Raw genomic sequence first — 11,536 nt, 5'->3', positions numbered from 1 at the left:
CTCATGCCCATGCAGCCCAGGCCCTGGGCGCTCACCGTGAGTCCACCCAGTTGGCGGGTCGGCAACGTCATGCGGATGCCACCTCCAGACTGGTCGCCGCGTCCAGGTCGCGCTCGCACTGCTCGTAGTTGGCGATCTTGTAGTGCAGCACTTCCAGACAGGCCTGCAGCTCGGCGATCCGGGCGAGCACGTCGGCGCGGTGCTCGATCAGGATCTTCTTGCGCCGTCCGGTGGAGGCGAGGCCGTGGTGCCGCAGCTTGGCGTACTCCCGCATCAGCCGGATCGGCATGCCGGTGGTGCGGAGTTTGGTCAGGAACCCCAGCCAGGCGAGATCCTCGTCGGAGTACGCCCGGCGCCCACCCGAGTCCCGGGCCGGCGGGTCGATCAGCTCGATGCGTTCGTAGTACCTGAGGGTGTCGATCGACAGCCCACTCTGCTGGGCCGCCTCGGCGATCGCGTAAGTCACCCCTACGACGTTAGAAGCTGGAGTGCACTCCAGGTCAACTCGAATCAGAGATCGCTTTCCTTCGGAAGGCCCCAGGACTCCAGGTGCGCCGCCATGCCGGGCACGTCGATGTTGCCGCGGCCGAGCTCACGGACGATCTCCAGCGCCTCGTCCTCGTCGGCGTCGATCCACCAGCCGTTCATGTCGCACAACGTCACCGCGGCCACCCAGCCCAACCGCCAGTTTCCCTCGACCAGCGGCCGGGTGCGCACGATCGAGTCCAGCAGGGCGGCAGCCTTCAGCCACAGCGTGTCGTATGCCTCCACGCCTAACACCGTGGCCCGCGGCCGGTGTGCCGCGGAGTCCAGCAGCCCGAGGTCACGCACCACCAGGTCGCCGCCGGTGACGGCGGCCGCCAGTACGAGAAGGTCACTGGCGTCCAGGTAGGCGATCACTCAGAGATCATGCCGTACCGATTTTGTCGAGGAGCCGGCGGTAGCGGGGCAGCACCCGCCCGAGGATCTCGGCGAGTTGTTGCTCCTTGTGCAACCTCGCCCAGCGGTCGGCCAGGGCCAGCCGCATCACCTCGTGCTTTGACCGGCCCTCGGCGGCGGCGAGCTCGGAGAGCCGCTCGTTCTCCTCGTGGGTCAATCGAAGAGTCATGGCCATGAAACCGATGATACCTCCGTGCTACCACCGAGCCAACAAATCGTAACAGCGTTACAGCGGTAACCTACCGGGGTGCCAAGGCCGCGGACGCACGACGATGCGTTACGCACGCGCCTGCTCGACCGGGCCGGAGTGCTGCTGTCGACCGAGGGCGCCGGGGCCCTGAGCCTGCGCCGGCTGGCTGCCGACGTCGGCACCTCGACCACCGCCGTGTACTCGCTGTTCGGCGGAAAGCCCGCGCTGGTACGGGAACTGTTCGTCGAGGCGTTTCACCGGTTCGGCTCGCACCTGCGCGCGGTGCCGCGCACCGACGACCCCGGCGAGGACCTGATCCAGCTCGGCCTTGCCTACCGGCGCAGCGCGCTCGCCGACCCGCACCTGTACCCGATCATGTTCGCCAACGTGGTGCCCGGCTTCGAACCGGACGAGCAGGTCGGCCAGGAGGCGTTCGCCGCGCTCAGCCCGCTGATCGAGGCGGTCCGGGCCGGGATCGCGGCGGGGCTGTTCCGGCAGGTGCCGGACACCACGGTGGTGATGTCGTGTTGGGGTCTGGCGCACGGGATGGTGTCGCTGGAGCTCAACGGCTACGCCCCCGGCGAGGACGACACCGACGCTGTCTACGAGCGCACCCTGCGCGCGAACCTCGCCGGTTGGCGCGCCTGATCCGCCTCTCCGGATTTCAATGCGGTCGTTGCGTTCCGGCGAATGATGCGGATATCGGGTGGGCGGGTGGCTGGGCGCCGTCACGGTCCCTGAGGTAGCCGTCGTCGGGCACGCACTACCCCACAAAGATCCGCCGGACAGGCGTCTAGACCGCGCCGTACTGGCGGTCGCCGGCGTCACCAAGGCCGGGGACGATGTAGCCGGAGTCGTTGAGCCGCTCGTCCACGCTGGCGGTCACCAGCCGGACCGGCAGGCCGGCCTCGGACAGGTGCTTGATCCCCTCCGGTGCCGCCAGCGCGCACACGGCGGTGACGTCGGTGGCGCCCCGGCTGGTGAGCAGCCGGATCGTGTACTCCATCGACCCGCCGGTGGCCAGCATCGGGTCCAGCACGAACACCGGGGTGTTGGACAGGTTCTCCGGCAGCGACTCCATGTACGGGGTGGGCTGCAGCGTCTCCTCGTCCCGGGCCAGCCCGACGAAGCCCATCCTGGACTCCGGGATGAGCTGGTGCGCCTGGTCGGCCATGCCCAGCCCGGCCCGCAGCACCGGCACCAGCAGCGGCGGGTTGGCCAGCCAGTAGCCCTCGGCCCGGGCCACCGGTGTGTGAATGCGCTCGGTGCGCATGGGGGCGTCGCGCATCGCCTCGTAGATCAGCATCGTGGTCAGTTCGTGCAGCGCGGCCCGGAAGGTCGCGTTGTCCGTCCTGGCGTCACGCATCACGGTCAGTCGAGCCCTGGCCAGGGGGTGGTCAACGGTCAGCACATCCATGAGGCGACACGCTAGCGGTCGGGCCCGGGCCGGTGTACCACTAGCGCCATGGTCGAACCCGAGGTCAGTGCGACCCTCTACCGCGAGGCTCGCGAGCGGATCATCGAACTGGCCGGCCAGCTCGACAAGGAGCAGTTGGACACGACCGTTCCCGCCTGTCCGCGGTGGACGGTGCGCCAGTTGCTCGCCCACCTGGTCGGCGTGAGCACCGACGTGATCAATGGCGACCTGGCGGGCGCGCCGGGCGAGACGTGGACCGCGGCGCACATCGCCGCCCGCGAGGGACGCGGGGTGGACGAGTTGATCGCCGAGTGGGAGCGGTCCGGCCCGGAGTGGGACGAGATCGCCCGGCGGGCCGAGCACCCGAGCTTCATCGTCCGCAACCCGTACCTGGACGCCGGAACGCACGAGGCCGACCTGCGCGGTGCGCTCGGCCTGATCCGGCCGCCCGCCGAGGTCGCGCTGGCGATCACCGACTCGGTGCTGCCCCGGGTGGCCGAGGACTTCGAGGACCTGGGCGGGTACACGGTGATCACGCCGGACCGCGAGTACCGGCTGGGGTCCGGCGACGCGCGGGCCACGGTTCGGGTGGACACCTACGAGCTGAGCCGGGCGGTGTTCGGCCGGCGCAGCCGGGCGCAGATCGAGGCGTGGGACTGGACCGGGTCGCCGGGCCGGTTCGCCGACCGGTTACCGGTGATGGGTCCGACCGAGACGGATCTGGTGGACTGAGGTCAGTTCGGGTCGGTGCCGCTGGTGACGGTCAGTTCGCGCAGGCCGGCCCGGGAGCGGTCGCCGAACTCGAGGCTGTACTCGTGCAGGTTGACCAGGTCGTGGAACAGGTGCCCGAGGCGTTTCAGCCGGCAGATCGCCTCGTCCTGATCGCGCAGGATCAGCCTTCTGGGCGGCTGTTTCGCGGGCCGCACCCGGACGATCATTTCCCATTCGAGGTAGGCGCCTTCGACTCGCCAGATGTGCTTCATTGCCGAACGGTCGCTCGGTGCCGGCGGGGCGCGCAAACTGCCGGCACTTCAGTGACCCGGTGGCAAAACCCGATGCTTGCGGCATGAGGAAGCGACGGGGCGTGCCGGTCCGCCAGCGCCGGGTGTCGGCGGAGTTGCGGGAGCTGCGCCGGGATGCGGGTCTGACCTGTGCCGACGTGGCCAGGGCATTGGGGACGTCGATCACGAAGATCAGCCGGATGGAAACGGGCGAACGCGGCCTCTACGCAGATGATGTGGCGGCCATGCTCGGCCTCTACCGCGTGCCGACAAAGCGCCGGGAGGAGTTGCTGGCACTGGTGCGGAATGGCGCGGAACCCAATTGGTGGCAACTCAAGCCCTCTGATCTCCCCACCGAATGGCGCGACCTCATCGCCCTGGAGTCCGAGGCCATCGCCATCGTGAACTTCCAACCGCTCCTGGTGCCTGGCCTGCTCCAGACTCCTGAATACGCCACGGCGGTAATCACCGGCACCAACCGCGAGATGCCCGAACCGACAGTGACCGCCCTGGTCGCAACTCGGATGGCCCGGCAAACTGCCCTGACCAAACGCGGCGCTCCGACCCTGCACGCGATCCTCGATGAGATGGTGCTGCGCCGGCCGATCGGCGAGCCGGGTGTGATGCAACGCCAGTTGCAGCACCTCCACACCTGTTCGGAGCGGCCCAACATCTCGGTGCAGGTGCTCCCATTCGCAGCCGGAGCGACCCCCGGGCTGGATGGCCCGCTCGTTGTCCTCGACTTGGCCGATGGACGCAGTGTTGTGCATCTGGAGGCACGTCGTGCCGGCGCGTTCCTCAGCGAGGAACCCCATATCCGGTCAACTAGGCTTGCCGTGCGCCACCTGATTGCATTGGCTCTGGCACCGGATGAATCCCGCCGGCTCATTGCCGACCTGGAACGCGAGTTGAGGAGCACGCCATGAACAACCCCACTGTGTGGCGAAAGAGCAGCCGCAGTGGCAGTGGCAGCGACTGCGTGGAGGTCGCTCGCATCGCGCCCGTTGTCGCCGTGCGGGATTCGAAGAATGTTCCGGGGCCGACCTTGGCCTTCCCGCGTGTTGCTTGGTCGGCGTTTCTGGCCGTGCTTGACTGAGCCAATGGATCAGACCGTCGCCGACTTCGTCGACCGGTTCAACGAGGCCGTCTCCAGTGGTGACTGGGGGAAGTTCGCCCGCTGGTTCACCGACGACGCGGTGATCGAGTTCTCCGACGTCCCCGTCCCCGCCATGCGCGGCCGCGCCGAGATCGAGGCCGGGTACCGCTCCGCGCCCCCGGACGACACCATCACCATGACCGACTGCCGCAGCTCCGGCGACGTGCACGAGGTCGCCTACCGCTGGGACACCGAGGGAATGGGCGGCGGACGGTTCCGCCTGACCATGCGCGACGGCCTGGTGGCACACAACGTCATCAGTCTCACCAGCTGACGCGCTACTCTCGCCCGTGTGAGTGACCTGCCAGCTGTGCCCGAACCGCACGACATGCGTGCCTCCAACGCGGACCGGGAGCGCATCGCCAAGATCCTGCACGACGCGATGGCCGAGGGCAGGTTGACCGTCACCGAACTCGAGGAACGGCTCGACCACGTCTACGCCGCCAAGACCCTCGGCGACCTGGTCCCGCTGACCCGCGACCTCCCGGTCGGACAGGCCCTCGCGCCGGTCCCGCAGCAGGCGGCCGTCGTCCCCGCCCGGGTGGGGGGCCGCGGCTCGTCCTCGGTGGCGATCGCGATCATGGCCGGCGCCACCCGCAAGGGCGCGTGGACCGTGCCCCCGACGTTCACCGCCTTCGCGCTGATGGGTGGCGTCCAGATCGACCTCACCGACGCCCGGTTCGAGGACACGGAAACCACCATCCAGGCGTTCGCCACCATGGGCGGCATCGAGATCATCGTCCCGGACGACGTCACCGTGCACGTCACCGGCATCGGCTTCATGGGCGCCTTCGAGGACAACGCCGGCGTCATCGGCCCGCCCGGCAGCCCGGTCGTCAAGATCACCGGTTTCGCCTTCTGGGGCGGCGTGGAAGTCCGCCGCCCCAAGCACAAGAAGTCCAAGAACAAGGCGGTCGAACCGGCGCCCGACCGCCCCCAGCTCGAGTCCTGACCTACCGGGCGCCGAACAGCCCGGCCAACATCGTGAGCAGCGCCGGTTCCACCGACTCCCGGGGTGTGCCGCTCGCGATCAGCAGCGCCGCTTCGATGAGCACGCTGAGCACAAGCTGAGCCAGCAGCTCCGGCGGCCGGGGCAGCTCCGCGCCGTCCGCCATCGCCTGCTCGATCACGCCGACGATCAGCCCGAGCCCGTGCTCGGCCTCGATCGCCCGCCAGGTCTGCCAGCCCAGCACCACCGGCGCGTCGGTGAGCGCGATCCGCACGACCTCGGGCCGCTGGCAGATGTCGAGGAACGCGCCGACGCCGGCGGCCACTCCACCGGCGCCGACCGCGACTTCCAGCTCGGCGCCCAGCTCCGCCTCCACCCGCTCGAACACCGCGCGGAACAGCCCCGCCTTGTCCCCGAAATGGTGGTGCAGCGCGCCACGGGTGAGCCCGGTCGCGGTCACCACGTCGCCGGCGGAGACAGCGGCGTACCCGCGCTCAGCGAACAGCCGGCGAGCCGTCGAGATCAGCGCCGCCCGGGTGGTCCTCGACCGGTCCTGCTGGGTGCGTGGGGTGCCGCTCAGCAAAGCCTCCCGCCGTCGTCGCGCCGATCAGCTCCACGAGCCGGTCCGGCTGGTCCTCGGGCACAAAGGTATAGCTGTCCGGGATCTCGACCAGCCGAGCGTTCGGCAGCACCGCGGCGAGCCGCCGGGCCAGCGCCAGCGGGAACAGCCGGTCCTCGCTCGCCCAGGCCAGCAGCACCGGCCGGTCGAACGCGGGCAGCCGCTCGGCGGCGGCCAGCGTGTACCTGCGGTGCACCCCGGTCACGAACCGCCGCAGGTCGTGCCGCACGCCCGCACTGCGCCGCATCGGCCCCAGGTAGGACCGCACGATCTCGCGCGGGATCGCCCGCCGCGTGACCAGCCCGAACACCAACGGCGTGCGATGCAACGGGTGGAGCTGCCCGACCCGAGACAGCAGCCACGTCATCCCCGGGATCCTCAGCAGCCGGGGCAAGGTGCTGAACGGCGGCGGGAAGAACCGCTCGAAGCAGTCCGACGGCGTCAGCACCACCCGCCCGATCCGCTCCGGCCACCTGGTCATCAGGATCTGCGTGATCGCCCCGCCGGTGTCGTTCGCGACCACCGTCACGTCCCGCAGGTCCAACGCCGCCAGAAACTCGCCGACCAGCCTGGCCACCCCGACCGGACTGAGATCCGCCCCCGGCCGCATCGGCTCCGCATGCGCTCCCAGCGGCCAGTCCGGCGTGACACACCGATGCGTCGCGGCCAACCTCGGCACCACCTTGCGCCACAGATCGCCGTTCACCAGCAACCCGTGCACGAACACGATCGCCGGTCCCTCCCCGCGTTCCCGGTAGCGGATCACGCCTCCGGACAACTCGACCGACCGCTCATCCCCCAACTCACCACTGATCGCCATGCCCAGAGAAAAACATACATACCGTATGTATGTCTAGTGCGAGTAGCGCAGCGCGATCACTGACTCGACCCTCCGCGGAGGCCAAAAACCCAGGTCGCGGCGGGCTCTGCGGAGCGGCCTAGACTCAGCGCCATGGCCGTTCCAACGACGACGGGGTCGGACCAGGGGCTACCGCCCGGCCTGGCCGACGCCACCCGCGACGAGACGTCGCTGCGCCGGTTTCTGCTCGGGCTGCCCGGGGTCGACCAGGTCGGCGTCGAGCAACGCGCGGCGGGCCTGGCCACCCGCAGCATCAAGAAAGCATCCAAGCTGTGGGCGATCGACACCGCGATCACCATGATCGACCTGACCACGCTGGAGGGCGCGGACACGGTCGGCAAGGTCCGCTCGCTGTGCGCCAAGGCCCGCCGGCCGGATCCGGAACGGTCCGAAGTCCCCCAGGTCGCCGCCGTGTGCGTCTACCCGGACCTGGTTCCGACCGCGGTGGACGCCCTGCGCGGGACCCAGATCAACATCGCCAGCGTGGCGACGGCCTTCCCGTCCGGGCGGGCCAGCCTCGCGGTCAAGATCGCCGACACCGAGTCCGCGGTCGAGGCCGGCGCCACCGAGATCGACATGGTGATCGACCGCGGCGCGTTCCTGTCCGGCCGGTACGGGCAGGTGTTCGACGAGATCAAGGCGATCAAGGCGGCCTGTGGCAGCACGCACCTCAAGGTGATCCTGGAGACCGGCGAACTGGTCACCTACGACAACGTGCGGCGCGCCTCCTGGCTCGCCCTGCTGGCCGGCGGAGACTTCATCAAGACCTCGACCGGCAAGGTGTCCCCGGCCGCCACCCTGCCGGTGACGCACGTGATGCTGCAGGCCGTGCGCGACTGGCACACCGCGACCGGCGAACTGCGCGGCGTCAAACCTGCAGGCGGCATCCGCAACACCAAGGACGCCATCCGCTACCTGGTCGCCGTGCACGAGGTGGCCGGACCGGAGTGGTTGTCCCCCAACCTGTTCCGCATCGGCGCGTCGAGCCTGCTCAACGACCTGCTGATGCAGCGAAGGACCCAACTCGAAGGGCACTACAGCGGCCCGGACTATGTGACGGTGGACTGATCATGAGTACCCCTACCTGGGAGTACGCCCCGGCTCCCGAGTCCCGGGACATCGCCAACCTCAAGGCCGACTACCGGATGTTCGTCGACGGCAAGTTCGTCGAGGGCGCGGGCGAGCCGCTCAAGACCATCAACCCGGGCACCGAGGAGGTGCTCGCGGAGGTGAGCACCGCCGCACCGTCCGATGTGGACACCGCGGTGCAGGCGGCCCGCCGCGCCTACGAACGGGTCTGGGGCAAGATGCCCGGCGCCGAACGCGCGAAGTACATCTACCGGATCGCGCGGATGATCCAGGAACGCGCCCGTGAGCTGGCCGTGCTGGAGAGCCTGGACAACGGCAAGCCGATCAAGGAGTCGCGGGACGTCGACATCCCGCTGGCCGCCGCGCACTTCTTCTACCACGCCGGTTGGGCCGACAAGCTCGGCTACGCCGGCCTGGGCCCGGACCCGCGCCCGCTCGGCGTCGCCGGCCAGGTGATCCCGTGGAACTTCCCGCTGCTGATGGCCGCCTGGAAGATCGCGCCCGCGCTGGCCTGCGGCAACACCGTGGTGCTCAAGCCGGCCGAGACCACCCCGCTGACCGCGCTGGTGCTCGCCGAGATCGTCGCGCAGGCCGACCTGCCGCCCGGCGTGGTGAACATCCTGCCCGGGGCCGGTGACGTCGGCGCCGAACTGGTCAACCACGCCGGCGTCAACAAGGTCGCGTTCACCGGATCGACCGAGGTCGGCAAGCTGATCCAGCGTTCGCTGGCCGGCAGCGGCAAGAAGCTCACCCTGGAGCTGGGTGGCAAGGCGGCCAACGTGGTGTTCGAGGACGCCCCGCTGGACCAGGCCGTCGAGGGCATCGTCAACGGGATCTTCTTCAACCAGGGCCACGTGTGCTGCGCCGGGTCGCGGCTGCTGGTGCAGGAGTCGGTGGCCGACGAACTGCTGGACAAGCTGCACACCCGGGTGTCCACGCTGCGCATCGGCGACCCGCTGGACAAGAACACCGACGTCGGCGCGATCAACTCCAAGGAGCAGCTGACCAAGATCCGCGAGCTGGTTTCCTCCGGCGAGGAGGAGGGCGCGAGCCGGTGGACCAGCCCGTGCCCGTTGCCGGACAAGGGGTTCTTCTTCGCTCCCACGGTGTTCGCCGGGGTCAGCCAGGCGATGCGGATCGCCCGGGAGGAGATCTTCGGCCCGGTGCTGTCGGTGCTCACCTTCCGCACCCCGGACGAGGCCGTGGCCAAGGCGAACAACACGCCCTACGGCCTGTCCGCCGGCATCTGGACCGACAAGGGCTCGCGCATCCTGTGGATGGCGCAGCGGCTGCGCGCCGGTGTGGTGTGGGCCAACACGTTCAACCGCTTCGATCCCACCGCCCCGTTCGGCGGTTACCAGGAGTCGGGCTTCGGCCGTGAGGGTGGCCGCACCGGGCTGGAGGCATATCTCGATGTCTGACCGACTTTCCGTGGCCAAGACCTACAAGCTCTACATCGGCGGCGCGTTCCCCCGGTCCGAGTCGGGTCGCTCGTATCCGGTGCAGGACAGCAAGAAGGGCTTTCTGGCCAACGCCGCGCAGGCGTCCAGAAAGGACGTTCGGGACGCGGTCGGCGCCGCCCGCAAGGCCTTCCCGGGATGGGCCGGCGCCACCGCGTACAACCGCGGCCAGGTGCTCTACCGGGTGGCAGAACTGCTCGAGGGCCGCCGCGACCAGTTCGTCGCCGAGATCTCCGCCTGCGAGAGCGGACAGGCCAAGCGCGCCGGGGCCATTGTGGACGCTGCGGTGGACCGCTGGGTCTGGTACGCCGGCTGGTCCGACAAGATCGCCACCGTGCTCGGCGCCTCGAACCCGGTGGCCGGACCGTACTTCTCGTTCTCGGTGCCGGAGCCGACCGGCGTGGTCGGGGTGCTCGCCCCGCAGGCGTCCTCGCTGCTCGGCCTGGTCAGCGTGCTCGCCCCGGTGATCGCCACCGGCAACACCGCCGTCGTGGTGACCAGCCAGGAGCGTCCGCTGCCGGCGATCACCCTGTCCGAGGTGCTGGCCACCTCCGACGTGCCGGGCGGCGTGGTCAACATCCTGACCGGCCGCACCGCCGAACTGGCGCCATGGCTCGCCTCGCACGCCGACGTGAACGCCCTCGACCTCACCGGAGCGCCGGAGGCGCTGCGGACCGACCTGGAACGCTCCGCCGCCGGCACCGTCAAGCGGGTGCTCCGGGCGCCGGCCGGTGAGCCGGACTGGACCAGGCAGCCCGACGTCGCGCGGCTTCGGGCCTTCCTCGAGCACAAGACCGTCTGGCATCCGATGGGCGTCTGATCGGGGGAACTTGCCGCGCGGCCGGCCCGTCATAGGGCAGGCTGGCAACAGCGGTCGAGGCATGGCTTGGGGTGAGGGCGGATGGCGGGCGAGACGAACCGCATCGAGGTCGACGAGCAGGCGCTGGCGGGGTACCAGACGGGGGCAGGCCAACTGGCGCAGGACGTGCGGACGGTCGGCACGAGCACGTTGAGCGGGGTGGATGCCCTGCCGGACGACGTGTTCGGCAAGCTCGGCGCCGAGGTCGGCCTGTCCGGCGCGTTCCGTACCGCGGCCCAGGCCCAACTCGACGGGGTTAAGGCGGTCGCCGACGGGATCGCCGCGCTGGCCCACTCGGTCGGCACCGGCCTGGCCGGCTACCAGGAGGACGAGGCCCAGTCGGCGGTCAACCTCCGGCAGGCGGGGCAGGTCTCATGAGCATCGAGACCTACACCCGCCCGATGCGCGAGCACCGGGCCAAGCTCGACGGCGACACCGGCAGCGGCAGCGCGGCCGCCGACTCGTTCGGGCGGGCCAGCACCACGATCGGCGATCTCGGCGGCGACCACGAGGCGCTGGTCCGCACCGCGCTCGGCGGCTGGTACGGCCAGCAGGCCGGGGTGTTCCAGGAGCGGGCCGGCAAGGTCAAGAACGCGATGACGGCGCTGTCGGCCAACAGCACCACCGCGAGCACCGTGGCCAGCACCGCGACCTCGGCGGTCACCAGCGGGCGCACCGCGATCGACAACCTGATCACCGAGTTCATCGGGCGGGCCACGCCGATGCTGGAGGCGGCCCAGACGGCGGCCGCGAGCGGGGACAACGGCCGGGCCATCCAGGCCGTCGCCAACGTGCGCTCGCTGGCCGACGAGTACACCACCAAGACCGGCGAGGCGCTGCAGCGCGTCCGCGACCAGCTCACCCCGCTGATCGGTCAGCTCAACGGCATGACCCCGGTGGACGCCGGCGCGCTCGGCGGGCTCGGTGGGCAGCTCGGCCCGCCGGTCGACGGCGTCACCACCCCGGCCCTGGCCGACCCCACCGGCAACGGCGGGCAG

The 11,536-nt window shown here is 70.1% G+C and carries 17 protein-coding genes and 1 pseudogene; 11 read left to right on the top strand and 7 right to left on the bottom strand.

Features of this window, described 5'->3' with window-relative positions; translation table 11 throughout:
• Positions 1 to 67 precede the first annotated feature (67 nt).
• From VFO68_RS26860 to VFO68_RS26850, 3 genes are read right to left on the bottom strand one after another with little or no spacing between them, the layout of a single operon-like run.
• Positions 68 to 466, bottom strand: coding sequence for a MerR family transcriptional regulator (locus VFO68_RS26860; protein WP_325161176.1), 399 nt, complete (start codon positions 464 to 466; stop codon positions 68 to 70).
• Between the two features lie 44 nt (positions 467 to 510).
• Positions 511 to 900, bottom strand: coding sequence for a type II toxin-antitoxin system death-on-curing family toxin (locus VFO68_RS26855; RefSeq protein ID WP_325161175.1), 390 nt, complete (start codon positions 898 to 900; stop codon positions 511 to 513).
• Between the two features lie 7 nt (positions 901 to 907).
• Complete coding sequence (locus VFO68_RS26850) at positions 908 to 1,108, bottom strand: ribbon-helix-helix protein, CopG family (protein ID WP_325161174.1); 201 nt, start codon at positions 1,106 to 1,108, stop codon at positions 908 to 910.
• 78 nt (positions 1,109 to 1,186) lie between these two features.
• Here VFO68_RS26850 and VFO68_RS26845 point away from each other — a divergent pair, with 78 nt between their 5' ends.
• Positions 1,187 to 1,777: a TetR/AcrR family transcriptional regulator gene (locus VFO68_RS26845; protein WP_325161173.1), complete on the top strand. Its 591-nt coding sequence runs from the start codon at positions 1,187 to 1,189 to the stop codon at positions 1,775 to 1,777.
• A 145-nt stretch (positions 1,778 to 1,922) separates the two neighbouring features.
• Here the strand turns inward: VFO68_RS26845 and upp are convergent, their stop codons facing one another.
• Entirely contained in the window at positions 1,923 to 2,546 is a 624-nt protein-coding gene (gene upp, locus VFO68_RS26840) for a uracil phosphoribosyltransferase (protein WP_325161172.1), read from the bottom strand.
• 48 nt (positions 2,547 to 2,594) lie between these two features.
• Here upp and VFO68_RS26835 point away from each other — a divergent pair, with 48 nt between their 5' ends.
• Positions 2,595 to 3,278: a maleylpyruvate isomerase family mycothiol-dependent enzyme gene (locus tag VFO68_RS26835; RefSeq protein ID WP_325161171.1), complete on the top strand. Its 684-nt coding sequence runs from the start codon at positions 2,595 to 2,597 to the stop codon at positions 3,276 to 3,278.
• 2 nt (positions 3,279 to 3,280) lie between these two features.
• Here the strand turns inward: VFO68_RS26835 and VFO68_RS26830 are convergent, their stop codons facing one another.
• Positions 3,281 to 3,529: a hypothetical protein gene (locus VFO68_RS26830; protein WP_325161170.1), complete on the bottom strand. Its 249-nt coding sequence runs from the start codon at positions 3,527 to 3,529 to the stop codon at positions 3,281 to 3,283.
• Positions 3,530 to 3,612: 83 nt separating this feature from the next.
• Between VFO68_RS26830 and VFO68_RS26825 the strand changes: the two genes are divergently transcribed.
• The 4 genes from VFO68_RS26825 to VFO68_RS26810 are packed head-to-tail and all read left to right on the top strand — an operon-like array spanning position 3,613 to position 5,655.
• Positions 3,613 to 4,473, top strand: coding sequence for a helix-turn-helix transcriptional regulator (locus VFO68_RS26825; protein ID WP_325161169.1), 861 nt, complete (start codon positions 3,613 to 3,615; stop codon positions 4,471 to 4,473).
• A complete protein-coding gene (locus VFO68_RS26820; protein ID WP_325161168.1) occupies positions 4,470 to 4,643 on the top strand; it encodes a DUF397 domain-containing protein in 174 nt (57 codons plus the stop codon). Before VFO68_RS26825 ends, VFO68_RS26820 begins: the two co-directional genes overlap by 4 nt.
• Positions 4,644 to 4,647: 4 nt before the next feature.
• Positions 4,648 to 4,977 (top strand): nuclear transport factor 2 family protein, encoded by a 330-nt coding sequence (locus VFO68_RS26815; protein WP_325161167.1) that lies wholly within the window; start codon positions 4,648 to 4,650, stop codon positions 4,975 to 4,977.
• An 18-nt stretch (positions 4,978 to 4,995) separates the two neighbouring features.
• Positions 4,996 to 5,655 (top strand): DUF1707 SHOCT-like domain-containing protein, encoded by a 660-nt coding sequence (locus tag VFO68_RS26810; protein WP_325161166.1) that lies wholly within the window; start codon positions 4,996 to 4,998, stop codon positions 5,653 to 5,655.
• Between the two features lies 1 nt (position 5,656).
• Here the strand turns inward: VFO68_RS26810 and VFO68_RS26805 are convergent, their stop codons facing one another.
• Both VFO68_RS26805 and VFO68_RS26800 read right to left on the bottom strand, forming a co-directional pair.
• Positions 5,657 to 6,235: a TetR/AcrR family transcriptional regulator gene (locus VFO68_RS26805; protein ID WP_325161165.1), complete on the bottom strand. Its 579-nt coding sequence runs from the start codon at positions 6,233 to 6,235 to the stop codon at positions 5,657 to 5,659.
• Entirely contained in the window at positions 6,147 to 7,091 is a 945-nt protein-coding gene (locus tag VFO68_RS26800; RefSeq protein WP_325161164.1) for an alpha/beta hydrolase, read from the bottom strand. The genes VFO68_RS26805 and VFO68_RS26800 overlap by 89 nt, the downstream gene beginning before the upstream one ends.
• A gap of 132 nt (positions 7,092 to 7,223) precedes the next feature.
• On the opposite strand from VFO68_RS26800, the gene deoC reads away from it, so the two are divergent.
• The 5 genes and pseudogenes from deoC to VFO68_RS26775 form a co-directional block, all read left to right on the top strand.
• Positions 7,224 to 8,198 (top strand): deoxyribose-phosphate aldolase, encoded by a 975-nt coding sequence (gene deoC, locus VFO68_RS26795; protein WP_325161163.1) that lies wholly within the window; start codon positions 7,224 to 7,226, stop codon positions 8,196 to 8,198.
• 2 nt (positions 8,199 to 8,200) lie between these two features.
• Positions 8,201 to 9,640: an aldehyde dehydrogenase family protein gene (locus VFO68_RS26790; RefSeq protein ID WP_325161162.1), complete on the top strand. Its 1,440-nt coding sequence runs from the start codon at positions 8,201 to 8,203 to the stop codon at positions 9,638 to 9,640.
• Positions 9,633 to 10,499, top strand: coding sequence for an aldehyde dehydrogenase family protein (locus tag VFO68_RS26785; protein ID WP_325161161.1), 867 nt, complete (start codon positions 9,633 to 9,635; stop codon positions 10,497 to 10,499). The genes VFO68_RS26790 and VFO68_RS26785 overlap by 8 nt, the downstream gene beginning before the upstream one ends.
• An 81-nt stretch (positions 10,500 to 10,580) precedes the next feature.
• Positions 10,581 to 10,916, top strand: a complete 336-nt coding sequence (locus VFO68_RS26780) for a hypothetical protein (RefSeq protein ID WP_325161160.1) — start codon at positions 10,581 to 10,583, stop codon at positions 10,914 to 10,916.
• Positions 10,913 to 11,536: pseudogene (locus VFO68_RS26775) on the top strand (hypothetical protein); the annotation flags it as partial. The gene VFO68_RS26780 and the pseudogene VFO68_RS26775, both read left to right, overlap by 4 nt.

This window comes from Actinophytocola sp. (genome assembly GCF_035712165.1).
Classification (GTDB): domain Bacteria; phylum Actinomycetota; class Actinomycetes; order Mycobacteriales; family Pseudonocardiaceae; genus DASYTH01.
The sequence above is the reverse complement of the archived record's forward strand: the minus strand, read 5'-3'. Positions and strand labels throughout refer to the sequence as shown.

What these genes read in the sequence shown, in the direction of transcription:
- VFO68_RS26850 (WP_325161174.1), bottom strand. Translation starts at nt 1,108, where the DNA reads ATGACTCTTCGATTGACCCACGAGGAGAACGAGCGGCTCTCCGAGCTC.
- upp (WP_325161172.1), bottom strand. Translation starts at nt 2,546, where the DNA reads ATGGATGTGCTGACCGTTGACCACCCCCTGGCCAGGGCTCGACTGACC.
- VFO68_RS26835 (WP_325161171.1), top strand. Translation starts at nt 2,595, where the DNA reads ATGGTCGAACCCGAGGTCAGTGCGACCCTCTACCGCGAGGCTCGCGAG.
- VFO68_RS26830 (WP_325161170.1), bottom strand. Translation starts at nt 3,529, where the DNA reads ATGAAGCACATCTGGCGAGTCGAAGGCGCCTACCTCGAATGGGAAATG.
- VFO68_RS26825 (WP_325161169.1), top strand. Translation starts at nt 3,613, where the DNA reads ATGAGGAAGCGACGGGGCGTGCCGGTCCGCCAGCGCCGGGTGTCGGCG.
- VFO68_RS26820 (WP_325161168.1), top strand. Translation starts at nt 4,470, where the DNA reads ATGAACAACCCCACTGTGTGGCGAAAGAGCAGCCGCAGTGGCAGTGGC.
- VFO68_RS26815 (WP_325161167.1), top strand. Translation starts at nt 4,648, where the DNA reads ATGGATCAGACCGTCGCCGACTTCGTCGACCGGTTCAACGAGGCCGTC.
- VFO68_RS26800 (WP_325161164.1), bottom strand. Translation starts at nt 7,091, where the DNA reads ATGGCGATCAGTGGTGAGTTGGGGGATGAGCGGTCGGTCGAGTTGTCC.
- deoC (WP_325161163.1), top strand. Translation starts at nt 7,224, where the DNA reads ATGGCCGTTCCAACGACGACGGGGTCGGACCAGGGGCTACCGCCCGGC.
- VFO68_RS26790 (WP_325161162.1), top strand. Translation starts at nt 8,201, where the DNA reads ATGAGTACCCCTACCTGGGAGTACGCCCCGGCTCCCGAGTCCCGGGAC.
- VFO68_RS26785 (WP_325161161.1), top strand. Translation starts at nt 9,633, where the DNA reads ATGTCTGACCGACTTTCCGTGGCCAAGACCTACAAGCTCTACATCGGC.
- VFO68_RS26780 (WP_325161160.1), top strand. Translation starts at nt 10,581, where the DNA reads ATGGCGGGCGAGACGAACCGCATCGAGGTCGACGAGCAGGCGCTGGCG.